Annotated in this window: 20 protein-coding genes and 1 riboswitch; of the genes, 17 read left to right on the top strand and 3 right to left on the bottom strand. The window is 70.6% G+C overall.

What is annotated here, in order from left to right; genetic code table 11:
• The first annotated feature begins 68 nt into the window (after nucleotides 1–68).
• The 9 genes from FFS25_RS02870 (at nucleotide 69) to FFS25_RS02830 (ending at nucleotide 10,922) form a co-directional block, all read left to right on the top strand.
• Nucleotides 69–3,293, top strand: coding sequence for a Na+/H+ antiporter subunit A (locus FFS25_RS02870; RefSeq protein WP_058870769.1), 3,225 nt, complete (start codon nucleotides 69–71; stop codon nucleotides 3,291–3,293).
• Nucleotides 3,290–3,811: a Na(+)/H(+) antiporter subunit C gene (locus FFS25_RS02865; protein ID WP_024289794.1), complete on the top strand. Its 522-nt coding sequence runs from the start codon at nucleotides 3,290–3,292 to the stop codon at nucleotides 3,809–3,811. The genes FFS25_RS02870 and FFS25_RS02865 overlap by 4 nt, the downstream gene beginning before the upstream one ends.
• Entirely contained in the window at nucleotides 3,808–5,643 is a 1,836-nt protein-coding gene (locus FFS25_RS02860; RefSeq protein WP_058870768.1) for a Na+/H+ antiporter subunit D, read from the top strand. The genes FFS25_RS02865 and FFS25_RS02860 overlap by 4 nt, the downstream gene beginning before the upstream one ends.
• Entirely contained in the window at nucleotides 5,640–6,323 is a 684-nt protein-coding gene (locus FFS25_RS02855; RefSeq protein WP_058870767.1) for a Na+/H+ antiporter subunit E, read from the top strand. Before FFS25_RS02860 ends, FFS25_RS02855 begins: the two co-directional genes overlap by 4 nt.
• A complete protein-coding gene (locus FFS25_RS13990) occupies nucleotides 6,320–6,706 on the top strand; it encodes an MrpF/PhaF family protein (RefSeq protein ID WP_082676849.1) in 387 nt (128 codons plus the stop codon). Before FFS25_RS02855 ends, FFS25_RS13990 begins: the two co-directional genes overlap by 4 nt.
• Nucleotides 6,706–7,095, top strand: a complete 390-nt coding sequence (gene mnhG / locus FFS25_RS02845; protein WP_024289798.1) for a monovalent cation/H(+) antiporter subunit G — start codon at nucleotides 6,706–6,708, stop codon at nucleotides 7,093–7,095. Before FFS25_RS13990 ends, mnhG begins: the two co-directional genes overlap by 1 nt.
• Before the next feature lie 107 nt (nucleotides 7,096–7,202).
• Complete coding sequence (locus FFS25_RS02840; protein ID WP_058870766.1) at nucleotides 7,203–7,484, top strand: DUF4235 domain-containing protein; 282 nt, start codon at nucleotides 7,203–7,205, stop codon at nucleotides 7,482–7,484.
• 144 nt (nucleotides 7,485–7,628) lie between these two features.
• Nucleotides 7,629–7,733: riboswitch (TPP riboswitch) on the top strand.
• Nucleotides 7,734–7,848: 115 nt separating this feature from the next.
• The gene (locus tag FFS25_RS02835) at nucleotides 7,849–8,547 is read left to right on the top strand and encodes an ECF transporter S component (RefSeq protein WP_137801840.1); all 699 of its coding nucleotides are present in this window, start codon (nucleotides 7,849–7,851) and stop codon (nucleotides 8,545–8,547) included.
• On the top strand, nucleotides 8,544–10,922 hold the full coding sequence (locus FFS25_RS02830) for an ATP-binding cassette domain-containing protein (RefSeq protein ID WP_137801839.1): 2,379 nt from the start codon (nucleotides 8,544–8,546) through the stop codon (nucleotides 10,920–10,922). Before FFS25_RS02835 ends, FFS25_RS02830 begins: the two co-directional genes overlap by 4 nt.
• Before the next feature lie 10 nt (nucleotides 10,923–10,932).
• On the opposite strand, the gene FFS25_RS02825 is transcribed toward FFS25_RS02830, so the two are convergent.
• Nucleotides 10,933–11,523, bottom strand: a complete 591-nt coding sequence (locus tag FFS25_RS02825) for a nucleoside/nucleotide kinase family protein (protein WP_006213843.1) — start codon at nucleotides 11,521–11,523, stop codon at nucleotides 10,933–10,935.
• Between the two features lie 3 nt (nucleotides 11,524–11,526).
• Nucleotides 11,527–12,018, bottom strand: coding sequence for a low molecular weight protein-tyrosine-phosphatase (locus tag FFS25_RS02820; protein WP_137801838.1), 492 nt, complete (start codon nucleotides 12,016–12,018; stop codon nucleotides 11,527–11,529).
• 265 nt (nucleotides 12,019–12,283) lie between these two features.
• Between FFS25_RS02820 and dnaK the strand changes: the two genes are divergently transcribed.
• From dnaK to FFS25_RS02795, 5 genes are all read left to right on the top strand, one after another.
• Nucleotides 12,284–14,143, top strand: coding sequence for a molecular chaperone DnaK (gene dnaK, locus FFS25_RS02815; protein WP_058870763.1), 1,860 nt, complete (start codon nucleotides 12,284–12,286; stop codon nucleotides 14,141–14,143).
• Nucleotides 14,144–14,306: 163 nt separating this feature from the next.
• The gene (locus FFS25_RS02810) at nucleotides 14,307–14,900 is read left to right on the top strand and encodes a nucleotide exchange factor GrpE (protein WP_058870762.1); all 594 of its coding nucleotides are present in this window, start codon (nucleotides 14,307–14,309) and stop codon (nucleotides 14,898–14,900) included.
• A 168-nt stretch (nucleotides 14,901–15,068) separates the two neighbouring features.
• Complete coding sequence (locus tag FFS25_RS02805) at nucleotides 15,069–16,067, top strand: DnaJ C-terminal domain-containing protein (RefSeq protein ID WP_137801837.1); 999 nt, start codon at nucleotides 15,069–15,071, stop codon at nucleotides 16,065–16,067.
• A gap of 101 nt (nucleotides 16,068–16,168) precedes the next feature.
• The gene (locus tag FFS25_RS02800) at nucleotides 16,169–16,651 is read left to right on the top strand and encodes a heat shock protein transcriptional repressor HspR (protein WP_058870760.1); all 483 of its coding nucleotides are present in this window, start codon (nucleotides 16,169–16,171) and stop codon (nucleotides 16,649–16,651) included.
• A gap of 125 nt (nucleotides 16,652–16,776) precedes the next feature.
• Nucleotides 16,777–18,795 (top strand): BCCT family transporter, encoded by a 2,019-nt coding sequence (locus FFS25_RS02795; protein WP_058870759.1) that lies wholly within the window; start codon nucleotides 16,777–16,779, stop codon nucleotides 18,793–18,795.
• Here FFS25_RS02795 and trmB read toward each other — a convergent pair.
• Nucleotides 18,777–19,586: a tRNA (guanosine(46)-N7)-methyltransferase TrmB gene (trmB, locus tag FFS25_RS02790; RefSeq protein ID WP_171004075.1), complete on the bottom strand. Its 810-nt coding sequence runs from the start codon at nucleotides 19,584–19,586 to the stop codon at nucleotides 18,777–18,779. The two genes, FFS25_RS02795 and trmB, sit on opposite strands and share 19 nt — an antisense overlap.
• An 87-nt stretch (nucleotides 19,587–19,673) precedes the next feature.
• On the opposite strand from trmB, the gene FFS25_RS02785 reads away from it, so the two are divergent.
• The 3 genes from FFS25_RS02785 to FFS25_RS02775 all read left to right on the top strand — a co-directional run bounded on the left by FFS25_RS02785 (nucleotide 19,674) and on the right by FFS25_RS02775 (nucleotide 23,496).
• Entirely contained in the window at nucleotides 19,674–20,897 is a 1,224-nt protein-coding gene (locus FFS25_RS02785; RefSeq protein WP_058870757.1) for a multidrug effflux MFS transporter, read from the top strand.
• A 211-nt stretch (nucleotides 20,898–21,108) separates the two neighbouring features.
• Nucleotides 21,109–22,548, top strand: coding sequence for an alanine/glycine:cation symporter family protein (locus tag FFS25_RS02780; protein WP_040560477.1), 1,440 nt, complete (start codon nucleotides 21,109–21,111; stop codon nucleotides 22,546–22,548).
• Between the two features lie 111 nt (nucleotides 22,549–22,659).
• Nucleotides 22,660–23,496: a D-hexose-6-phosphate mutarotase gene (locus tag FFS25_RS02775; protein WP_058870756.1), complete on the top strand. Its 837-nt coding sequence runs from the start codon at nucleotides 22,660–22,662 to the stop codon at nucleotides 23,494–23,496.
• Nucleotides 23,497–23,578 lie beyond the last annotated feature (82 nt).

Genomic DNA, 23,578 nt, shown 5'->3' with positions numbered 1-23,578 from the left:
CCCTCGACCGATCGGCCGGCCTGCAGAGCCGCTGGTCGTCGACTCCTCGAGCCGCAACGGAGGCGCACGTGCTGGCAGTGCTGATAGCCCACGCAGCCATCGCTCTGCTCGCACCGCTCCTGTTCACCCGCTTCGGCCGGTCCGCCTTCTACGTCATCGCGGCGGTGCCGGCGGCCTCGTTCATCTGGGTGCTGCTGCAGGGCGGGGCCGCGCATTCCGGGCAGTGGCAGCAGGTGATCCCCTGGCTGCCCACCATGGACCTGGCGATCGCCCTGCGCACCGACTCCCTGGCGTGGGTGATGTCGCTGATCGTGCTGGGCATCGGTGCGCTCGTGCTGGCCTACTGCGCCCGCTACTTCTCGGAGGACTCTCCGGACACGGGCTCCTTCGGCGCGCAGCTGGTCGCCTTCGCCGGGGCCATGTACGGGCTCGTCGTGGCCGATGATCTCCTGCTTCTGTTCATCTTCTGGGAGATCACGACCGTCCTGTCGTTCCTGCTCATCGGGTATGCCCGCGTCCGGCTCTCGGCTCGTCGCGCCTCCATGCAGGCCCTGATCATCACGACCGCCGGCGGCCTGACCATGCTCGTGGGCGTCATCCTGCTGGGGCAGAGCGCCGGCACCTACCGGATCTCCGAGCTCGTGGCCATGGGTCCGCAGCTGGCCTCGCACGGGCCGATCATCGACGTCGCGATCGCGCTGCTGCTCGTGGGCGCTGTAACCAAGTCGGCGCTGATCCCGTTCCACTTCTGGCTGCCCGAGGCCATGGCCGCCCCCACGCCCGTCTCGGCCTACCTGCACGCCGCCTCCATGGTGAAGGCCGGCGTCTACCTGGTGGCCCGGCTGGCCCCGGGCTACTCGGACACCGCCGCCTGGCAGCCCATGCTGCTCACGCTGGGCGTCGGCACCATGGTCTTCGGCGGCTGGGTCGCCATGCGCCAGTACGACCTCAAGCTGCTGCTGGCCTACGGCACCGTGTCCCAGCTGGGCTTCATGATCCTGGTCCTGTCCGTCGGCACCCCCGACGCCGCCCTGGCCGGCATGGCGCTGCTCGTGGGCCACGCGCTGTTCAAGGCGACCCTCTTCCTCACGGTCGGGATCATCGACCACGAGACCGGCACCCGAGACATCCGCAAGCTCTCCGAGGTCGGTCGCCAGATGCCCGTCCTGCTGGTCGTGGCGATCATCGCGGCGGCCTCGATGGCAGGCGTCCCGCCGTTCGGGGGCTTCGTGGCCAAGGAGGCCGTGCTCGGCACCCTGCTCCACGACGTCCAGGCGGACACGGGAGACGCCCTGGCCTGGATCCGCCTGCTCGGCGTGATCCTCGGCTCGGTGTTCACCGTCGTGTACTCGGCCCGCTTCGTGTGGGGCGCCTTCGGGGTCAAGCGCAGCGCGTTCGCCCAGCTGCCCACGGGCGAGGACGGCCGGCCCATGCGCACCCCGGCCCACCACGCAGCCCGCTCCTTCGTGGCCCCTGCCGTGGTGCTCACCGTCCTGACGATCGTCTACGGCTTCGTGCCCGGACCGGTCGAGCACTCGCTGCTGCCCTGGGTGGGCGAGTTCGCCGGCGAGGCCACGCTGCACCTGGCGCTGTGGCACGGCATCAACGGCGCGCTGCTGATCTCGCTGGGGATCATCGCGCTCGGGCTCCTCATGCACGCCAATCGCCGCACGCTGGCCGCGGTGCTGCACTCCCTGCCGCACATGACCCCGGCCGAGCGGATCTACCGCGAGGTCATCGACTCCCTGGACAAGCTGGCTGTGTGGGTCACGGGCAAGACCCAGAGGGGCTCGCTGAGCTTCTACCTCTCGGTCATCCTGATCACGGCGATCGTCGTGCCGGTCACCGTCCTGTTCCTCTACGAGACCCCGCCGCTGGGCTCCATGCGCATCGCGGACTCGTGGGGACAGCTCGTGGCGGCCGCGCTGATCATCGGCGCGTGCCTGGCCGTGCTGCGCGCGGGCAAGCGCTTCCTGGCCGTGCTGCTCGTCTCCGTGACGGGCTACGGCCTGGCGCTGACCTTCGCCCTGCAGGGCGCTCCGGACCTCGCGCTGACCCAGACCCTCGTGGAGACCATCGCCCTGGTGGCCTTCGTGCTGGCGCTGCGGACCCTGCCGGCGCCCGTGTGGGACCGCAAGGCCGATCGCACCCGCCTGCCGCGGGCCATCATCGCGATCCTCTTCGGCGGCTTCATGATGCTGCTGGCGGCCTTCTCCATGGCCTCGCGCACCGAGTCCCCGGTCTCGTTCGCCATGCCGCGGCTGGCCTACGAGGAGGGCGACGGCGCGAACGTCGTGAACGTGCTGCTCGTGGACATCCGCGTGTGGGACACGTTCGGGGAGATCTCCGTGCTGGTCCTGGCAGCCACCGGCATCGCCTCGCTGATCTTCGTGCTCGGGCGCCGGGACCGCCCGCACGCCACGGCTCAGCCCAGCACCGGGCAGATCCGCCAGATCCGCCAGCGCGCCGAGATCACCGCGCGCAGCTTCGAGACCGAGTTCGACCGCGCCTCGCGGTCCTTCCGCGGCGACGAGGACGATCCCTACATAGTGGCCGGGCGCACGCTGTCCCCGGAGCGGCGCTCGATCGTGCTCGAGATCGTGACCCGGCTGCTGTTCCACACGATCATCATGGTCTCGCTGTACTTCCTGATCGCCGGTCACAACCTCCCCGGCGGCGGATTCGCCGGCGGCCTGACCGCCGGTCTGGCGCTCACGCTGCGCTATCTCGCGGGCGGGCGCTACGAGCTGTGGCGCTCGACGCCCATCAACGCGGGCACCATGCTGGGCCTGGGCCTGGCCATTGCCGCGGTCTACGCCATAGCCCCGATCTTCTTCGGCGGCTCGATCATGCAGAGCTACACGTTCGAGTGGACCTGGCCGATCATCGGCGAGGTGAAGTTCGTGACCGCCATGATCTTCGATGTCGGCGTCTACCTGGTGGTCGTGGGCATGGTCCTGGACGTCCTGCGCTCGCTCGGCGGGCAGATCGATCGGCACACCGAGGACGAGGCGCTGCGCCGCCGTCGTCGTGCCGCCGGTCGCGGCGGTGCCCGCATCCGCGTGGTGCGCCGCCCCTCCTCGGACCCGGGCAGCACCGGGGCGATCACCGTCCTGCGCGAAGAGGCCAGCGACGACGTCGACCTGACCAAGAGCGACGCCACGCAGGACGTCACCGTCTCCGAGACCGACCTCAAGGACTTCGGCGGCGGGGGCATGGACCGGCAGCAGATCCTCAGCGCCGGCAAGCGCACGAGCACCGATGACGACCGGACGGGGGAGGGACGACGATGAGCCTGAACCTCACCATGCTGGTGGTCATGGGCGTGCTCTACGCCGTGGGCGTCTACATGCTGCTCGAGCGCTCGCTGACCCGCGTGCTGCTGGGCATCATGCTGCTGACCAACGGCACCAACCTGCTGCTGCTGCACACCGGAGGGCTGCCAGGGCGCTCGCCGCTCTACGACTCAGGTCTGGACCCGAGGGCCTACTCGGACCCGCTGCCGCAGGCGCTCGTGCTCACGGCGATCGTGATCGGCTTCGCGATCACCGCGTTCCTGCTCGGCATGATCTACCGCTCCTGGGTGCTCTCCCATCGCGATGAGATCACTGACGACGCCGAGGACCGCCGCGTGGCAGTCCAGTCGTCGTACGACGAGGAGCTGGACGCCGAGGTGCCCGAGGAGGACTCGGAGTTCGACGACGACGAGATCGACAAGCACGAGAAGGAGAGGGCCGAGGAGCTGGCACGCCACCGCAGGGAGCATGAGTCCGCTGAGCGGCGGCGTCAGCGCAAGGAGGGACGGCGGTGAGCTTCGACATCATCCAGCTCGCTCCGCTGGCCATCGTCCTGCCCTTCCTGGGCGCGGCGCTGTCGCTGGTGCTGGTGCGCCGCAACCGGGCCCAGCGCTTCGTGGCGATCGTGTCGCTGTCGCTGACGCTGCTGGCCGAGTGCCTCGTGCTGGCCACGGCATGGGAGTCGGCCCCCACCTCGATCAACATCGCCGGGTGGCAGGCCCCGTTCGGCATCGTGCTGGTCGTGGACCAGCTCTCGGCCATCATGCTCGTGGTCTCGACCCTGGTCTCGCTGGCGGTGCTGCTGTTCGCGACCGGGCAGGGCATCGCCGACGGCGACGACGACGGCCCCATCTCGATCTTCTACCCCACGTTCCTGATCCTGGTCGCAGGCGTCTCGAACGCGTTCCTGGCGGGTGATCTCTTCAACCTGTACGTGGGCTTCGAGATCCTGCTGATGGCCTCCTACGTCCTGATGACCATGGGCGGCACGGCCCAGCGCATCCGGGCCGGCGTGACCTACGTGGTCGTCTCCGTGATCTCCTCGGTCCTGTTCCTGATCGCCATCGCGATGATCTACGCGGCCACCGGCACCGTGAACATGGCGGATCTGGCCGTGAAGCTCGGCGATCTGCCGGTGGGCACGCAGATGCAGCTGCACCTGATGCTGCTGATCGCCTTCGGCATCAAGGCCGCGGTCTTCCCGCTGTCGTTCTGGCTGCCCGACTCCTACCCCACGGCCTCGGCACCCGTCACGGCCGTGTTCGCGGGACTGCTCACCAAAGTCGGCGTCTATGCGATCATCCGCACGGAGACGCTGCTGTTCCCCGGGGACAGAGCGGACCAGCTGCTGCTGTGGGTCTCCCTGCTCACCATGGTCGTGGGCATCCTGGGAGCGCTGGCCCAGATCGACATCAAGCGACTGCTGTCGTTCACGCTGGTCAGCCACATCGGCTACATGATCTTCGGCATCGCGGTCGGCTCGCAGACCGCGCTGGCCGCGGTGCTCTACTACGTGGTCCACCACATCATCATCCAGACCAGCCTGTTCCTGGTGGCCGGTCTGATCGAGCGCCGGGGCGGGTCGACCAATACGGACCGCCTGGGCGGTCTGGTCGGGCTGTCACCGCTGCTGGCCCTGCTGTTCATGATCCCCGCGCTGAACCTGGGCGGCATCCCGCCGTTCTCCGGCTTCCTGGGGAAGGTGGGCCTGATCCAGGCGGGCACCGACCAGGGCGGCTGGGCCATCTGGGTCGTGATCGCCGGCTCCGTGCTCACCTCGCTGCTGACGCTGATGGCCCTGATGCGCATCTGGAACAAGGCGTTCCTGCGCGCCCCCGACGACGCCGACTACCCGGATCCGGTCCTGCTGGTCTCCCGGGACGAGGCACGGGAGCACGGGCCCCGCAGCGCCGCCTCGGTGTCCATGGAGGCCGAGGGCGGCGGCCGGTGGGCCGGTCGCAGCAACGTGCAGCTCATGCCGTTCTTCATGGTGATGCCCACCGGGATGCTCGTGGCGGTCGGGGTCGCCCTCACGGTCTTCGCGGGACCGCTGTTCTCGGTGGCCGACAACGCCGCGGAGAACCTCATGCACCCCGAGCGCTACGTCGAGGCGGTCTTCGGCGACGAATCGGGACCGCGCGGCGTCGTGGACGACGGCGAGGACCCGAGCTCCGACGACCCTGCCGCACCGAGCGTGCCGGAGGGCGAGCAGTACGGGGAGGATGTGGGCGAGGACAGCGGCGCCGGCATCCAGCGCGAGGTCTACGACGGCACGGATTCGCGGCCCTCGGCCGAGGCCGACGCGCAGCGGCAGGGCTCCGAGCAGTCCGAGGAGGCAGATCAGTGAGCTCGACAGCGACATCCCGCGGGTCCTCATCCGCCCGGCCCCGGCGGCGCGAGCACCGCTGGGCCGTGGAGATCCCCCTGATCCTGTGGCTCATGCTCGTATGGGCCGTGCTGTGGGGCGAGCTGACGGCCAAGAACCTCCTGGTGGGACTCGTGCTGTCCCTGCTGGTCACCCGGGCGCTGGCACTGCCGCCCGTGCAGCTGTCCAGCCGCTTCAACGTGCTGCACGCCGTGACCCTGTTCGTCACCTTCCTGTGGCAGGTCATCCGCGCCAGCTTCGAGGTCATGTGGACCGTGATCGCCCATGGGCCCAGGGCCTCCTCGTCGGTGACCGCCGTGCAGATGCGCTCGCACTCCGATCTGATCCTCACGGCCACCGGAAGCACCATGGGACTGATCCCGGGCTCGGTGCTGCTGGAGGTGGACCGTCCGAACGCGACCCTCTACTTCCACGTCCTGGACGTGCACGACGACGAGGACATCGAGCACTTCCGGGAGTCCGTGCGCAACACCGAGGCTGCCTGGATCCGCATGATGGGCTCTCCGGAGGACTACGCCGCGCTGCGGCGCGAGGACGCCCAGAAGGGCCGTGGACTCAACCCCCGGGCCGTGCTGCGCAGCTGGGCGGGCTACGCCCACAGATCGAAGGCCGAACGACGGGATGAGGAGCAGAGCCGATGAGCACCATCGTCATGGCCGTGTGCCTCGTGATGCTCGCCGGTGGGGCCGCCGGCGTGCTGTACCGACTGGTGAAGGGACCCTCGCTGCTGGACCGCGTGCTCTCCAGCGACGTCCTGCTCTCCGTGGTGGTCGCCGCGATCGCCCTGGAGATGGTCTGGAGCGATCACTCCGACTACATGATGGTCATCGTGACCGTCTCGCTGCTGGGCTTCATCGGCTCGGTGTCTGTGGCGCGGTTCGTCCAGCCCACGCGGCCACGGAAGACGGGCCAGACCGATGAGGGCGCCACCAAGGAGCCGGTCGAGGGCGAGCGGGCCGAGCAGGATCACCGGCCCGCCCCGATGCAGAAGCCCGCCCCGTCCGAGAAGGAGGGACACCGCTGATGGATCCCATGGACCTCGTGCTCGACATCGTCGTGGGCGTGCTGCTGCTCGTGGGCTGCCTCATGTCCCTGACGGCCGGCCTCGGCCTGATCCGGCTGCCGGACGTCCTGTCGCGGATGCACGCGGCCACCAAGCCGCAGGTGCTCGGTCTGCTGTGCATGCTGCTGGCCGTGGTGATCCACTCCCGCGAGTGGACGCTGCTGCCGCTGGCCCTGCTGGGCTGGGCCCTGATGCTGCTCACGGCGCCGGTCTCGGCGCACATGGTGGGGCGCTCGAGCTATCGGACCAAGCACGTGCTCGATGAGACGCTGATCGCCGATGACCTGGCCGCAGCCCTGGACGAGGCCGACACCGCCGAGTCGCAGGGCGGCGCGGACCGCCCGTCGTGATCCGCAACGGCTCGCCGAGCGCGCTAGGGTGAGCACCGAACCTCCGGCGCCGGCTGAGGCGCCGGTTCCGCGATCTCCCGAGTGGCTCACTCGGGGTAGGAGATGACATGAACCCCAAGATCATGGGACTCATCGGCACCGGCGCGTCCGTGCTGGGCGTGCAGGCCGCCACAAAGGGCCTCGACGCCACGTGGAAGAAGGTCACCGGCCGCCAGGTCCCGTCCAAGGGCGACGACCCCCGTGAGGACCGCTGGCTCGACATCGTCCTGTTCGCCGTGGTCAGCGGTGTGCTGACCACGGTCGTGCGGACCCTGGTCAACCGCCAGGTCGCCGAGCAGCGCGAGAAGGCCGAGCTCAAGGCGCAGGAGAAGGCCAAGGGCCGCGGCTGATCTCGACCGGTCCGGGCTGGCCGCTGCGCGCGGCCTGCTGATCGATGGCGAAGGCGCCGGGAGCATCCGCTCCCGGCGCCTTCCTCCGTTCCGTGCGTGGCAGCGGCCGACCTGCATCGCGGCCGCGTCTCGCGTAGGATCTCAGGCACACGACAGGGGAGCGCCCGACGGCGCTGAGAGTGCGGTCCGCCGCAGACCCTCGAACCTGCTCCGGTTAGCACCGGCGAAGGGAGTCGAGCATCTCGAGGGTGCTGTCGCGCAGCGGCATCGGCGCCTTCCGGCCCCGCCGTCGAGCGCGGCACGCATCCTTCCCCTCCTGATCAGCGGGACGCCATGGCGCCCCCGATGCCCCAGGAGGAGCACCATGACGCAGCATCGCAGCACCGACCCGCTGAGCCCCGATCGCAGCAGCGCCGATCCCGGCCTCGATCCGCGCTCGCAGAGCGGTCCCCACCCGCGCCCGGATGGCGCCGCCCGCTCCCCGCAGCGCGGCTCCCGCTCCCGCCTGCGGTGGCGCGTGCTCGACCTCGTGGTCCTCGCGGTGCTGGCCGCCGCCAGCGGTGTCCTGTTCTGGGCTTGGTCGTCGCTGGTCTACCCGGTCTCCGAGGCGCTGACCGTCGGCTACCCGCCGGCAGGCGGGCTGCTGGTGGGCGGGTGGCTGCTGGCCGGACCGCTGGGCGCGCTGATCATCCGCCGTCCGGGAGCGGCCCTGGCCTGCGAGCTGCTGGCCGCCTCCTTCCAGGGGCTGCTGGGCACCACGTTCGGCGCCACAGTCGTGATCTCCGGCCTGATCCAGGGCGCTGCGGCGGAGGTCGTCTTCCTGGCCTTCGGCTACCGCCGCTTCGGACCGGCTGTGGCGATCGCCTCCGGGGCGCTGGCCGGCGCCCTCGGGACGCTGAGCGAGTGCCTCCTCTACTACTACGAGTGGCCGGGGGCTCACCAGGCGGTCTACGTCGTGCTGGGCACGGCCTCTGGCGCGGTGATCGCCGGGCTTGCCATGTGGCTGCTCGTGCGCGCGCTGCGTGCCACCGGTGTCCTGTCGGGCCTGGCCTCCGGGCGATGACGGAGGCTGTCCGCACCGCTGGGGCGAGCGTGACGGCCCGCGGCTTCGGCTGGCAGCCCGACGGCCGCGGCGAGCCCGCGCTGCAGGGCCTCGACCTGCAGATCCCCGCCGGTCAGCGGATCCTGCTGCTCGGGGCGAGTGGGTCGGGCAAGTCCACCCTGCTGCACGCCCTGGCGGGGGTGCTGCCCCAGACCGAGGACGAGACCGACGACGGCGCGGGCAGCGGCCCCCGCGGGCAGCTGCTGGTGGACGGGCGCCCGGCGGCGCAGCGGGACGCGGTCACGGGGCTGCTGCAGCAAGATCCGGAGTCTTCGATCCTGCTGGCGCGGGCCGGTGACGACGTCGCCTTCGGGCCTGAGAACCTCGCGGTGCCGGCGGCCGAGATCGGCCCGCGCGTGGACCGCGCCCTGGACTCCGTGGGGCTCGAGATCTCCACGGACCGGGACACCTCCGCCCTGTCCGGCGGTCAGCAGCAGCGCCTGGGGCTGGCCGGGATCACCGCCATGCGCCCGCGGCTGCTGCTGCTCGACGAGCCCACCGCCAACCTGGACCCCGAGGGCGTGGCCACGGTGCGCCGGGCCGTCGAGGCGGTCGTCGAGGACACCGGGGCCACCCTGGTGGTGGTCGAGCACCGCACCGAGGTGTGGGCCGATCTCGTGGATCGCGTGGTGGTCCTCGGTCCGCGCGGCGTGGTGGCCGACGGATCTCCGACGCAGCTGCTCGACGCCCACGGAACCTACGCCGAGCAGCTGCGCCGAGCCGGTGTGTGGACTCCCGGGGCGCAGGTCGAGCCGCTGCTGCCGGAGGCCTTGGCAGGCGGCCTGCTGCTGAGTGCCGGGGCCCTGGAGGTCTCGCGCGAGCAGCCCTCGCAGCGCCGGCTGTCCAGGCGCCGACGGCGCGTGCGCTCGGGGCGGCCCGCTCCGGAGGACTCGATGGCCGGAGCCCCCGCAGCCCTGCCGGTCGACCTCCAGCTGCGCGCCGGGTCGGCCGTGGCCCTGACCGGTCCCAACGGAGCCGGCAAGTCCACGCTGGCGCTGAGCCTGGCCGGGCTGCTCGTGCCCGCCTCCGGTGCGGTGCGCGCCGCCGACGCTCTGGCCGACGGGATCCCGAACGATCCTTCGGTGTGGTCCGGTCCCGAGCTCGTGGAGCGGATCGGCACGGTCTTCCAGGAGCCGGAGCACCAGTTCCTCACCGGCACGGTGCGCGAGGAGCTCGCGGTCGGCCCGCGCCGGGCCGGGGTCCCGGAGGAGGAGATCGCCGGGCGCGTGGACGAGCTGCTCGATCGGCTGCGGCTGACGGAGCTGGCCGAGGCCAACCCGTTCACGCTCTCCGGCGGGCAGAAGCGCCGCCTGTCGGTGGGCACGGTGCTGGCCGCGGCCCCGCGGATCCTGATCCTCGACGAGCCGACCTTCGGCCAGGATGCCGTGACATGGGCGGCCGTCGTCGATCTGCTGGCCGAGCAGGTGCAGCGGGGTCGCTGCGTGGTGGTCGTGACCCATGACGCCGAGCTGATCCGCGCTCTGGCGGCTCGGGAGGTCCCGGTGCGGCCCGTGCCGCGCGCGGTCGGCACGCAGCCCTCCACCGCGCCTGGGCGCCAGCGCGGGGTGCTCGCCCGACGGGACGCGCTGGCCAAGCTGGCCGCCGTGGCCGTGCTCAGCCTGGCGCTGCTGGTCTCGGCGGATCCGGTGACCTCGGGGCTGATCCTGGCCGTCGAGCTCGTGGGCCTGGCGGTGATCGGCCAGCGCCCGTCCGCGGTGCTGCTGCGGGTCTGGCCGCTGCTGCTGGCCGCCGTGCTCTCCGGGTGGGGCACCGCGGTGCTCTCCGATGCCGGAGGCGAGCTGTGGGTCTCCGCTGGGCCGCTGCAGCTGACGTCCGGCTCGGTGGCCGCCGGTGCGGCGATCGCCCTGCGCGCCCTGGCCCTGGCGCTGCCGGGGGTGATGCTGCTGCTGAGCACGGATCCGACCGATCTGGCCGATCGCCTGGCGCGCACCCTGCGGCTTCCGGTGCGGATCGTGCTGGCCGCACTCGTGGGCCTGCGGCTGGTGACGGTGATGATCGATCAGTGGCAGGTGCTCGTGACGGCGCGGCGCGCCCGCGGCGTGGGCGGCTCCCGGCGTCCTGCGGCTGTGCTGCGCGAGGCCGGCGGGCGGGCGTTCGGGCTGCTGGTGCAGGCCCTGCGGCGGGCCTCGCGGCTGGCCGTGACCATGGAGGTGCGCGGCTTCGGCGGCGTGGTGGATGCCAGGGATCGGACCTGGGCCCGTCCGCTGCGCTTCGGGCGCGCGGATGCGCTGCTGCTGGGGGCGGCCGTGGCCGCAGCGGCGGCCGCGCCGGCGGTCTCCGAGCTCCTGGGGACCCACCGCTTCATCTGGCAGTGAGGCCGAGGGCTCAGCCGGTGGGGCCGGGCTGGATGATGGTGGCGGACTCCCACACGGGATCGCGCTGCAGGTAGTCCAGCTCCTGCTGGGCCCACATGTCCCAGTAGGGCTCGAAGCCGCTGTCGCGGTTCAGGGCGCGCTCCCGGCGCTGGGCCTCCGGCAGCTCGACCCACACGGAGACGTCGAGGACCTCTCGCGCCGGTGCGCTGCAGGCTCCCACACCCTCCAGGACCACGATCTCCGCAGCACGGGTCAGCCGCGGTCCGCCCGGCGAGTCGGCCAGCCAGTCCCACGCCGTCCAGTAGGCGTCCCGGCCGTCGCGCAGCGGGGAGAGGATGGACTCCTCGTACATGGCGATGCCCCGATCCAGGCCGTCCCAGCCCGGGTAGAGGTCCTCGAGGTGGAAGACCACGACATCTCGGGTCACGGACAGCACCTGCGCGAGCTGCCCGGCCAGCGAGGTCTTGCCCGCCCCGGAGCGCCCGTCGATCCCGATGAGGTGGGGCCGGTGGATCGGCTCGGTGAGCTGATGCATGAGGGCGATGCCCGAGGGGTTGCGCTCGGCGATCGCGGGGTCCATGTGCAGCTCGACGTCCTGCATGGCTCAGGCCCCTGCCTGTTCGCGGGCGTGCTCGACGATCCCCGGCAGCGCGTCGACGACCATCTCCCACGTAGTCTCGAAGCCCTCGGCCCCGCCATACCAGGGATCGGCCACGCCCTGCTCGGACTCGGGCAGCTCGGCGGCCTGCGGATCGAAGGAGCGGTACAGGCGGACCCGGTCCTGGGTGCCCTCCGGGGCCATGGCGCGCAGCGCGCGGGCATGGTCCGGGGTCATGGCCAGCAGGAGGTCGTGGTCCTCGAGCCACTGCGGGGTGACCTGGCGTGCGCTGTGCCCCGAGGGATCCAGGCCCTCGCGCTCGAGCACGCGCGCGGCACGGGGGTCCACGGGATTGCCGTGCTCCTCGTCCGAGATCCCGCCGGAGTCCACGGCCACCGACCCGCTGAGCCCTGCCCAGTCGAGCTCGCGCGCCAGGGCGAACTCGGCCATCGGCGAGCGGCAGATGTTGCCGGTGCACACGACTGCGATGCGATACATGCGCTCCAGTGTAGGCGGCATGCATGTGCGGCGTATGAGCGGGCCCTGACGAGCGCGGGACAGCGGAGTGCACGGGCACATCGGAAAGTTGATACGAACTGACTCAAGTCTTCTTGACATGAAGGTTGGCAGGGCTATACTTGAGTCCAGAAAGCTCAACGAGAGGCCGTCCGGGGCTGAAGGATCCGGCAACCGCTCGCAGATTGAGCACCGCAGAACAGATCCGAAAGCCCCGTCAGAGGCTTCGGCAGAAGGAGGAACCACCATGGCTCGAGCAGTCGGCATCGATCTGGGCACCACCAACTCCTGCGTCGCAGTGCTGGAGGGCGGCGAGCCCGTCGTCATCGCCAACGCGGAGGGCGCCCGCACCACCCCGTCGGTCGTCGCCTTCTCCAAGGACGGCGAGACCCTCGTGGGCGCCGTCGCCAAGCGACAGGCCGTCACGAACGTCGATCGCACCATCGCCTCGGTCAAGCGCCACATGGGCACGGACTGGACGACCACGATCGACGACAAGAAGTACACCCCGCAGGAGATCTCGGCCCGCACGCTCATGAAGCTCAAGACGGACGCCGAGTCCTACCTGGGCGACGACGTCACGGATGCGGTCATCACCGTCCCCGCCTACTTCAACGACGCCGAGCGCCAGGCCACCAAGGAGGCCGGTGAGATCGCGGGCCTGAACGTCCTGCGCATCATCAACGAGCCCACCGCGGCTGCCCTGGCCTACGGCCTGGAGAAGGGCAAGGAGGACGAGAACATCCTCGTCTTCGACCTCGGCGGCGGCACGTTCGACGTCTCCCTGCTGGAGGTCGGCAAGGACGACGACGACTTCTCCACCATCCAGGTCGCGGCCACCGCCGGCGACAACCGCCTGGGCGGCGATGACTGGGATCAGCGCATCGTCGACTGGCTGCTGGAGCAGGTGAAGTCCAAGACCGGCGCGGATCTGTCCAAGGACAAGATCGCCCTGCAGCGCCTCAAGGAGACCGCCGAGCAGGCCAAGAAGGAGCTGTCCTCCGCCTCCTCGACCAACATCTCGCTGCAGTACCTCTCCGTCACCAGCGAGGGCCCGGTGCACCTGGATGAGACCCTGACCCGCGCCAAGTTCGAGTCCCTGACCTCGGATCTGCTGGCCCGCGTGGAGAAGCCCTTCCGGGATGTCATCTCGGAGGCCGGGATCAAGGTCTCGGACATCGACCACGTGGTCCTCGTGGGCGGCTCGACCCGCATGCCCGCGGTCGTGGAGAAGGTCAAGGAGCTCTCGGGCGGCAAGGAGCCCAGCAAGAGCGTCAACCCGGATGAGGTCGTCGCGATCGGCGCCGCCATCCAGGCAGGCGTGCTCAAGGGCGACCGCAAGGACGTGCTGCTGATCGACGTGACCCCGCTGTCGCTGGGCATCGAGACCAAGGGCGGCGTCATGAACAAGCTGATCGAGCGCAACACGGCCATCCCGACCAAGCGCTCGCAGGTCTACACGACCGCCGAGGACAACCAGCCCTCGGTCTCGATCCAGGTCTTCCAGGGCGAGCGGGAGTTCACCCGGGACAACAAGAACCTGGGCACGTTCGAGCTGACCGGCATCGCGCCGGCCCCGCGCGGCGTGCCGCAGATCGAGGTCACCTTCGACATCGACGCCAACGGCATCGTGCACGTGTCCGCCAAGGACAAGGGCACCGGCACCGAGCAGTCCATGACGATCACCGGCGGCACCTCGCTGTCCCAGGAGGACATCGATCGCATGGTCAAGGATGCCGAGGCCAACGCCGAGTCGGACAAGAAGCGCCGCGAGGCCGCGGACATGCGCAACAACGCCGAGCAGCTGGCCTACTCGACCGAGAAGCTCGTCAAGGACAACGACGAGAAGCTCTCGGACGACGTCAAGACCGAGGTCCAGGCGGACATCGACGCGGTGAAGACCGCGCTCGAGGGCGACGACGACTCCGCCGTGGAGTCGGCCGTCGAGAAGCTGCAGGGCTCCATGGGCAAGATCGGCGAGGCCGTGTACTCGCAGGACGGCGCCGAGGGCGCTGCCGCAGGCGAGCAGCCCGCTCAGGACGAGGACGAGGACATCGTCGACGCCGAGGTCGTGGACGATGAGAAGGACGACTCCTCCTCGAAGTGACCCGCACCTGAGGCTCGCCCGAGCGCCGCGCAGGATCCGTCGCCCAGCAGCGACGGACCTGCGACGGCGCCGGGCGGGCCTCACCCGCATCCGCACCCCGTCGTGCGCCGCAGCCGCAGGCCGAGCGGCCGGGCACGGCGACCCACCGCTTGAGGAGCCAGATATGACCACCAACCCAGAGGATCCGCGCTCGCAGGGCCAGGAGCCCGGCGATTCCGAGCAGCCCGCTCAGGATCAGGAGCAGACCTCGGCAGAGCAGCCGCTGACCCCGGAGGACGTCCTGGGCGCGGAGCAGACCGAGGAGGCCCGCCAGGCCGATCAGGACCAGCAGCCCGAGGGCGATGACCTCGCCCGCGAGCGCCTCGAGGACCTGCGCCGCCTGCAGGCCGAGTTCGTGAACTACAAGAACCGCACCGCGCGCGAGCGCGAGCAGCTGCGCGACCACGTCGTCGCCGATGTCATCGGCTCGCTGATCCCGGTGCTCGACGACATCGACGCCGGCCGCCAGGCCGGGGAGATCACCGACGGCCCCTTCGCGCGGATCTCCGAGAAGCTCGAGGACACGCTGCAGCGCAGCGGTCTGGAGCGCGTGGGCGCGGTCGGGGAGGCCTTCGACCCGAACGTGCACGAGGCCGTGCTGCAGCAGCCGGCCGAGGGCGTCGAGGCGGATCACGTCTCGCTTGTGCTGCGCTCCGGCTTCCGCGTCGGCGGGCGCGTGGTGCGCGCGGCCCAGGTGGCCGTGGCCCCGGGCGAGTGAGCCCGAGCGCTCACGAGCACCGCGCCCCGAGCCGCCGCCTGCGGCTCGAGCACCTGAGCTGACGGGGCCGTCCGCCTCGGCGGGCGGCCCCGTCAGCTCCCCGGCAGGCCCCGAAGAAGCGGGCCGGCCGCACACCGACACCGTCAACTGCCCCTGAAAGGAGGCGTCATGGCCAGTCAGGACTGGATCGACAAGGACTTCTATGGCGTTCTGGGCGTCTCCAAGGACGCGACCGACGCCGAGATCAAGAAGGCCTACCGCACGCTCGCCAAGAAGCATCACCCGGATCGCCACCCCGGTGACCCGGAGGCGGAGGCCCGCTTCAAGGAGATCTCCGAGGCGCACGACGTCCTCGCAGACCCTGAGGAGCGCCAGCAGTACGACCAGATCCGCGCCATGGGCTCCGGCGCCCGCTTCGCCGGCGGCTCCGGAGGCGGGGGCTTCGAGGACCTGTTCGGCGACGCCTTCGGAGGGGGCGGGCGCACCCGCACCCGCTACACCACCACCGGCGGCGGTGGAGGCTTCAGCTTCGAGGACCTCTTCGGAGGCGGCGGCTTCGGCGGTGGGGGCTACAGCGCCGGAGGCTTCGACGGCTACGAGTCCCCTCAGCCGCCCGCCAAGGGCGAGAACCTCACCACGTCCACGCTGATCTCCTTCGACGACATGCTCAAGGGCACCACGGTGCGGCTGCGCCGTGGCGACGGCGAGACCACCACGGTCAAGGTCCCGCAGGGCGTGCGCGACGGGCAGAAGCTCAAGCTGCGGGGCAAGGGCCACAGCGGCCCGGGCGGCCCCGGCGATCTGATCCTCACGGTCAAGGTCGGCGGCCACCCCGTCTTCTCCCGCAAGGGAGACACCGACGACCTCCAGGTGACGGTGCCGATCTCCTTCCCGGAGGCCGCGCTCGGTGCCACCGTGCAGGTCCCCAAGCCGACCGGAGGCACCGTGTCGCTGCGCATCCCCGCCGGGACGTCCTCGGGACGCCGCTTCCGCGTGAAGGGCCAGGGCGTGCACTCGTCCAAGGGCCAGGGCAACCTGATCGTCACGGTGGAGGTGGCGGTGCCGGCCGATCTCGACGAGGCTTCCCGCAAGGCGGTCGAGGACTTCGCCGCCGCCACCGCCGGCGAGGATCCTCGGGCCAAGCTCATGGAGCGCGCCGGCGCGTGAGCCGGCTCCGGGCCCGGCCTCGCGCCGCGGACCCGGGAACGCTCCCGGGTCCCCCCGCCGGGACACTGGAACCCCATCATCTGGAAAGGAACGTGAGTGCAATGGCTCTCGACGCGGACAAGCCGCTGTTCGTGATCTCCGTGGCCGCCGAGCTGGCGTCCATGCACCCGCAGACCCTGCGCCAGTACGACCGCCTCGGACTCGTGCGCCCGTCCCGGGCGCCTGGGCGCGCCCGGCGCTACTCCCAGCGCGATGTGGAGAAGCTGCGCCAGGTCCAGGAGCTGTCCCAGGATGGCGTCTCCCTGCAGGGGATCAAGCGCATCATCGAGCTCGAGAACCAGGTCGCCGCCCTGCAGCACCGGGTCACCGAGCTCACGCAGGAGCGCGACGAGGCCCTCGAGCAGCTGGAGTCCGATCAGTCCGTGTTCGCGGCCATGCCCTCCGGCGAGATCGTGCGCCTGCCCCGCGGCAGGCGCCGCCTGCCGACCGAGCGCCCCGAGCTGTCCAGCTCCCGGGCGCTGATGCTCTACCGCCCGAGCCGCGCCCAGGGGCGCGCCTCCGCGACGGAGCGGCAGCGGCCCTGAGGCAGCACAGCGGCACTCGGACGTCGAGGCTGTGAAGGCGGCGGTCCGTCCTCCCCGGGACGGGCCGCCGCCTTCGCCTATGGTGAAACGGTCCACATCACCCGCGACACCGAAGGTCCCCCCCCATGCCCAGCAGCGAAGCGCCCGGCACCCCCGCCGCATCCCGACGACACGGGAAGGAGGCCGCAGCAGGGCGATCCTTCCTGCGGGAGATCAACTACCCGCACAACATCCACCCGGTGCTGGTGCCCGGTATCTCGGTGGACGACCAGCTCAACCGCTACGGCGTGGATCGCATCGTCACCGTGGTCTCCGGAGCGCTGATCCTGGCGTTCATCGTGTGGGGACTGCTCGACACGCAGTCGCTGACCGAGATCTCCACGGCAGCGCTGCATTGGACCAGCGTGAACATGGGCTGGGCCTTCAACTCCCTGGCCGTGGGGCTGCTGATCTACCTGGTGTGCCTCGCCCTGTCGCGCTACGGGCGGATCCCCCTGGGGCTGGACACCGACAAGCCCGAGTACTCCACCGCGTCGTGGGCGGCCATGCTCTTCGCGGCGGGCATCGGCATCGGCATCATCTTCTTCGGGCCGTTCGAGCCCATGACCTACTTCCTCTCCCCGCGCCCCGGCTCGGTGGATCCGGCCACGCAGGAGGCCATGAAGCTGGCCTCGGCCCAGGCCGCTCTGCACTGGGGGCTCAATGCCTGGGCGATCTACGGCATGGTGGGCCTGGCCGTGGCCTACGCCTCCTACCGCCGCGGCCGCGTCCCGCTGATGAGCTCGGTGTTCGCCCCGTTCTTCCGCGACGGGCGCACGGACAACGCCGCGGGGAAGATCATCGACATCCTGGCGATCATCGCCACGCTGTTCGGCACGGCCGCCTCGCTCGGCATCGGGGCGCTGCAGATCGGTCGCGGCGTCGAGATCTTCGCCGGCCTGGGCGAGACCGGCAACGCCATGGCGCTGATGATCATCGCCCTGCTCACCGCCGGGTTCATCGCCTCGGCGGTCTCCGGGGTCTCCCGCGGCATCCGCTGGCTGTCCAACATCAACATGGTGCTGGCGGTGGCCCTGGCGCTGTTCTTCTTCATCGTGGGGCCCACGGCGTTCCTGGCGAACTACGTCCCCGCCGTGGTGGTCACCTACTTCGCGGAGCTGCCCACGATGCTCTCCGCCTCGATGTCCGACGGCCCCGAGATGCAGGAGTTCCTCTCCTCATGGACCACGTTCTACTGGGCCTGGTGGGTGTCGTGGTCGCCGTTCGTGGGCGTGTTCGTCGCCAAGATCTCGCGCGGGCGCACGATCCGGCAGTTCATCTTCGGCGTGCTGTTCATCCCGTCGTCGATCGTGGTGCTGGCCTTCACGATCCTGGGCGGCACCGCCATCCGGGAGCAGCTGCAGAACCAGACCATCGCCCCGGACGGGACCGCCGCGACCCTTGCCGCCCCGGAGGAGATCTTCTTCGTGGTGGCAGACACCCTGCCCGGCGGGGCGATCGTGACGGGCATCGTGATCGTGATGCTCGCGGTCTTCTTCATCACCACGGCGGACTCCGCCTCGGTCGTGGCCTCGCAGATGTCGCAGAAGGGCAACCCCGAGCCCCGCAAGCTCGTCACCGTCTTCTGGGGCCTGTGCATGGCCGGGATCGCGGTCGTGCTGCTGCTGGTCGGTGGTGAGAACGCCCTGACCGGACTGCAGAACATGATCACCGTGACCGCGCTGCCGTTCACGCTGATCATCTTCGCCATGGCCGTGGCCTTTCACAAGGATCTGCGCACCGACCCCTACATCCTGCGCAGCGCCTACGGGGAATGGGCCCTGGAGAAGGCCGTGCGCCACGGCGTGGACGAGCACGGCGACGACTTCATGCTCGCCGTGCAGAAGGCCGACGGCCCCGACCGGGAGTGGGCCACGGCGGCCGATTTCGACTCCTCGGCCAGCGAGTACACCGACTGGTACCAGCGCACCGATGAGAACGGCCGTCCCGTGGACTACGACTGGGGCACGGGCACGTTCCCCGCTCAGGAGGACGAGCCCCGCAGCCCGGACGCCGACGGGTCGTCGGTCGAGGGGCGCCCGGAGGCCGGCGCCCAGCCGGGCGCCGAGGCCGGCCCCGCCGGGGATCAGCCCGAGAAGCGGTAGGTCAGATCCCGCGGAGTGCGCCCGGCCTCCCTGGCCTTGCGCTCGAAGCTGGTGAGGGTGCGGCCCTCCCAGCGCGGCGCCCAGCCCTGATCCGGCTGGGCGTCATCGGCCAGGGGGCCGGGGTGCAGGTTCTCGAAGCGGCCGTCGGCCTCGATGACCTCGCGCATCTGGATCGCGTACTCCTGCCAGTCCGTGGCCAGTCGCCAGGTGGCGCCCGGGCGCAGCACGCGGGCGACCTTCTCGACGAAGCCGGGGGAGACCAGGCGGCGCTTGTGGTGGCGCTTCTTGTGCCACGGATCGGGGAAGAAGACCCACAGCTCGTCGACCGAGGCCGGCTCCAGGAAATGCTCGAGCACCTCGGGGGCATTGGCCTGCACGGCGCGCACGTTGGTGGCCCCGGCGGCGTCGGACTTGGAGAGCAGGTCGGCCAGACCGGGGGTGTAGACCTCGACAGCCAGGAAGTCCTGCTCGGGGATCTCGGCGGCGCGGTGGGCCATGGCCTCGCCCAGCCCGGAGCCGATCTCGACGACCAGCGGGGCGCGCCGGCCGTAGACGGCCTCCTGGTCGAACACGGCGTGGGCGGCCACGGAGGTGTCGGTGATCTCGCGCGGGACCTGAAGGATCCGCTCGGGGGCCAGCTCGTCCCAGGCCCTCTGCCGGCGATGGGTCAGGCGGTCGCCGCGGCGCACGAAGGACAGCGGCTGGCGGTGGAAGCGGGTGGGATCCGCATCCCCGCCGGTCTGGTCGTCGGTCTCGGGCGCGGTCTGATCGGGGGAACTGTGCTCGCTCATCAGTCGGTGAGTCTAGCCAGCCGCTAGGGTGATGGGGCCGCCGCCCACCCCTCCCCGCCCCGACCGGGCATGTCGCGCAGGAGCACCGTGTCGTCGCTGACCAGGCTGAAGCTGTCCTCCGGAGCAGATCGGGCCATGTTCATCGTGGCCCTGGGCATCATGGCGGCGGTGAGCCCCATGGCCACGGACATCTACCTGGCCTCGATCCCGGCGGCCGCCGAGTACTTCCGGACTCCGATCACGGCGGTCCAGCTCTCGCTGAGCACGTACATGATCGGCATGGCCCTGGGGCAGCTCGTGCTGGGGCCCGTCTCCGATCGCCTGGGGCGCTACGGCCTGATCGTGGCCGGCACCTCGGTGTTCACGCTGAGCTCGGCGGGCATCGCCCTGTCCACGAGCATCGAGATGATGCTCGTGCTGCGCGCCGTCCAGGGGATCGCTGGTGCCGCGGGCGTGGTGGTCGGTCGTGCGATGGTCTCGGACACGGTCTCCGGCATCGAGGCCGCCAAGGTCTACACGCTGCTCGGCACGATCACCTCCATGGCGCCCATCGTCGCGCCGCTGATCGGCGGAGTGATCGCCTCGCAGGCGGTGTGGCAGACGGTCTTCTGGCTGCTCACGGGCTTCGGCCTGCTCATGCTCACCGGGACGCTCGTGGTCCTCAAGGAGACGCTGCCTCCGGCCGAGCGCAGCCGTGCCGGCCTGGTGGGGATCTTCGAGGGGCCGTGGCGCATGCTGGGCCAGCCCGTGTTCATGGGCTGGGCGCTGGCCCTGGCCTTCGCCTTCGGCTGCCTGTTCTCCTACATCTCCGCCTCCTCGTTCGTGCTCCAGAACATCGTGGGGCTCTCGGAGCTCGGCTACTCGCTCGTCTTCGCCCTCGGCGCGCTGTGCGGGCTGCTCGGGGGCCTGGTCAACGTCCGCCTCCTGAACCGCTTCTCCCCAGGCGCTATCCTGCGCACGGCGCTGATCGCGCTCAGCTGCATCAACCTGGTGGGTCTGGCGGCTCTGCTGGCCGGTGCGCCGATGTGGACGCTGATCGCCCACGTGGTGGCCGCCCAGGCGTGCTTCGGATTCGTGATGGGCAATGCGATCGCGCTGGGCCAGGCCGAGGCGCGGCACCGGGCCGGGGCCGGCTCGGCGGTTCTCGGGCTGCTGCAGTTCCTGCTCGGAGGGATCGCCAGCCCGCTGTCCGGACTCGGCGGCGACAGCACTGCGGTGCCCATGGCGGTGTGGATGCTGATCTTCTCCGGACTGGCGCTGACCTGCGCCGTGACCGCCCTGCGGCTGTCCCGGCGCGCCGACGCCGACTGAGCGGACCAGCGACGGGCAGGCCTGCCGACACACTTCTCCCGTGAGCAGGCCGAGCACCGGCTGGCAATCACCTGTGTGCTTAGATGCTTTCGGATGGGGCGTGTCGCGCGTCTCACCGGCTCCAGACTCCCTGACGAGAGGACCCCCCGTGATCCAGGACCTGCTCGACCAGCTCGCGGGCATCGGCTCGTACTGCTTCACCCCCGGCTCGATCGATGCCGCCCAGTGCTTCGGCAGCTTCGGGTCGATCATCTGGGGGCCCTTCTGCCTCATCCCGCTGATGCTGCTCACGGGCATGTACCTGACCATCCGCCTCTCGGGCCTGCAGCTGCGCAAGCTGGGCCCGTCGCTGCGCCTGGCCCTGCTCGACCGGGCGGACGACGACGCCGTGGGCGGCGACGTCTCCCAGTTCCAAGCGCTCACTACGGCCCTGGCGGCCACGGTGGGCACCGGCAACATCGTGGGCGTGGCCACCGCGATCTCGATCGGCGGCCCCGGCGCCCTGTTCTGGATGTGGGTCACGGGCGTGTTCGGCATGGCCTCCAAGTACTCCGAGGCCTTCCTGGGCGTGCGCTTCCGCACGACCGATGCCAAGGGGGAGATCTCGGGCGGGCCGCAGTACTACCTGCAGCGCGGCATCCCGGGCGGCATCGGCAAGTTCCTGGCCCTGTTCTTCGCGGTGGCCGCAGCGCTGGCGTCGTTCGGCATCGGCAACATGACGCAGGGCAACTCCATCTCCTCGAATGTCGAGGGCTCGTTCGGCATCCCCCTGTGGATCACTGGAGCGGTGCTGGCCATCCTGACGCTCGCCGTGCTGGTGGGCGGCATCAAGTCGATCGCCAAGGTCTCCTCGGGCTTCGTGCCGATCATGATCGTGTTCTACGTCGTGGGCGCGATCTGGATCCTGATCGTCAACATCGTCGACGTCCCCGCGGCGATCGCCCTGATCTTCACCGACGCCTTCTCCGGGACGGCCGCCGTGGGCGGCTTCGCCGGCTCTGCGCTGATCCTGGCCGTGCAGATGGGCGTGGCCCGCGGCGCGTTCTCCAACGAGTCCGGCATGGGCTCGGCCGCCATCGCCGCCGCCGCCGCCCAGACCACCCACCCGGTGCGCCAGGGCCTGGTGTCCATGACCCAGACCTTCATCGACACGATCATCGTGGTGACGTTCACCGGCCTGGTGATCATCACGACCGGCGTGTGGGAGCAGGGCTCGGACTTCGCCGCGACCATGACGGGCGACGCCTTCTCGCACGGCCTGCCCGGCAACTGGGGCCACTACGTGGTGACCATCGGACTCGTCCTGTTCGCCTACTCCACGATCCTGGGCTGGGCCTACTACGGCGAGCGCTGCATGGAGCGGCTGTTCGGCCGCAGGGCCGTCATGCCCTACCGCGTCGTGTTCTCGATCGTCGTCTACATCGGCTGCACCGTCCCCCTGGCGGTCGTGTGGAACTTCGCCGACGTCATGAACGGCCTCATGGCGATCCCCAACCTGATCGGCCTGCTCGTGCTCTCCGGGCTGATCTACCGGGAGACCAAGTACTACCTCGACAACGATCCGCAGCTGCGGGCCGGCAAGGCGCAGATCGACGCCTTCATGGCGGGCCACCCCGGCGGCATCGACACGTACGAGTCGACCGGGCGCTGAGCGCACTCGGGAGGGGCCTGCCGGCGGACCGGCAGGCCCCTCGTCGCTTTTCCACGGCAAACGACGACGACAGCTTCCCCTGCGGCAGCCGAGCGTGCCTAGGGTGGGAGCATGAGCGAACTCAACCACCCTCTGGCCCTGAGCGGCGACGCCGGGATCGCCACCGTCTACGACCAGGGCGCCCACGTCGCCTCCTGGACCCCGTTCGGCCACGACCCGGTCCTGTTCGTGTCCCGGCGCTCCGGATTCCAGGTGGGCAGGTCCATCCGCGGCGGGATCCCCGTGTGCTTCCCGTGGTTCGGTCCCGGCCGCAGCGGGGACCGGAAGCCGGCGCACGGATTCGCGCGCACCGTGGACTGGGCGCGGGTGAGCACCGAGCAGGATGCGGCCGTCTTCGAGCTCACCGACGAGACGCTGTCGCAGGAGCACCGGGAGTCCTTCCCGCACGCGTTCCGCGCTCGGCTCTCCGTGCGTGCCGGGGCGTCGCTGGAGGTCGTGCTCAGCGTGGAGAACACGGGGGAGGAGGCCTTCGAGATCGAGGAGGCGCTGCACACCTACCTGGCCGTCGGCGACGTCCGGGAGGTCGAGGTGCGCGGCCTCGAGGACGCCGAGTTCATCGACAAGACGCAGGACAACGCGCTCGTGCCCGCCGCCGGCCGGTCGCTGCGGCTGACGGGGGAGACGGACCGCGTGTACCTCTCGGGCGGGCCCGTGACGGTCGCGGATCCTGTGCTGGGCCGGCGCCTGCGCATCACCATGCGCGGGGCGGCGGACACCGTCGTGTGGAATCCGTGGAGCGAGAAGGCCGCGGCCATGTCCGACTTCGGCGACGAGGAGTGGCCGGCCATGCTGTGTCTCGAGGGCGCCAATGCGCTCGAGCACGCCGTGCGGGTCGCACCCGGCGAGGTCCACGAGCTCGGCTATCGGATCGACGTCGAGACCGACTGAATCCATCGAGAGCCTGCTGCCCGGACATGCGAACGCCCCCACCGTGACGGTGGGGGCGTTCGCCTGCTCTCGGGGCGGCAGC

The sequence above is a fragment of the Kocuria sp. 2SI genome, from assembly GCF_005502825.1.
Classification (GTDB): domain Bacteria; phylum Actinomycetota; class Actinomycetes; order Actinomycetales; family Micrococcaceae; genus Kocuria; species Kocuria palustris.
The sequence above is the reverse complement of the archived record's forward strand: the minus strand, read 5'-3'. Positions and strand labels throughout refer to the sequence as shown.

What these genes read in the sequence shown, in the direction of transcription:
- FFS25_RS02865 (WP_024289794.1), top strand. Translation starts at nt 3,290, where the DNA reads ATGAGCCTGAACCTCACCATGCTGGTGGTCATGGGCGTGCTCTACGCC.
- FFS25_RS13990 (WP_082676849.1), top strand. Translation starts at nt 6,320, where the DNA reads ATGAGCACCATCGTCATGGCCGTGTGCCTCGTGATGCTCGCCGGTGGG.
- mnhG (WP_024289798.1), top strand. Translation starts at nt 6,706, where the DNA reads ATGGATCCCATGGACCTCGTGCTCGACATCGTCGTGGGCGTGCTGCTG.
- FFS25_RS02840 (WP_058870766.1), top strand. Translation starts at nt 7,203, where the DNA reads ATGAACCCCAAGATCATGGGACTCATCGGCACCGGCGCGTCCGTGCTG.
- FFS25_RS02835 (WP_137801840.1), top strand. Translation starts at nt 7,849, where the DNA reads ATGACGCAGCATCGCAGCACCGACCCGCTGAGCCCCGATCGCAGCAGC.
- FFS25_RS02830 (WP_137801839.1), top strand. Translation starts at nt 8,544, where the DNA reads ATGACGGAGGCTGTCCGCACCGCTGGGGCGAGCGTGACGGCCCGCGGC.
- FFS25_RS02825 (WP_006213843.1), bottom strand. Translation starts at nt 11,523, where the DNA reads ATGCAGGACGTCGAGCTGCACATGGACCCCGCGATCGCCGAGCGCAAC.
- FFS25_RS02820 (WP_137801838.1), bottom strand. Translation starts at nt 12,018, where the DNA reads ATGTATCGCATCGCAGTCGTGTGCACCGGCAACATCTGCCGCTCGCCG.
- dnaK (WP_058870763.1), top strand. Translation starts at nt 12,284, where the DNA reads ATGGCTCGAGCAGTCGGCATCGATCTGGGCACCACCAACTCCTGCGTC.
- FFS25_RS02810 (WP_058870762.1), top strand. Translation starts at nt 14,307, where the DNA reads ATGACCACCAACCCAGAGGATCCGCGCTCGCAGGGCCAGGAGCCCGGC.
- FFS25_RS02805 (WP_137801837.1), top strand. Translation starts at nt 15,069, where the DNA reads ATGGCCAGTCAGGACTGGATCGACAAGGACTTCTATGGCGTTCTGGGC.
- FFS25_RS02800 (WP_058870760.1), top strand. Translation starts at nt 16,169, where the DNA reads ATGGCTCTCGACGCGGACAAGCCGCTGTTCGTGATCTCCGTGGCCGCC.
- FFS25_RS02795 (WP_058870759.1), top strand. Translation starts at nt 16,777, where the DNA reads ATGCCCAGCAGCGAAGCGCCCGGCACCCCCGCCGCATCCCGACGACAC.
- trmB (WP_171004075.1), bottom strand. Translation starts at nt 19,586, where the DNA reads ATGAGCGAGCACAGTTCCCCCGATCAGACCGCGCCCGAGACCGACGAC.
- FFS25_RS02775 (WP_058870756.1), top strand. Translation starts at nt 22,660, where the DNA reads ATGAGCGAACTCAACCACCCTCTGGCCCTGAGCGGCGACGCCGGGATC.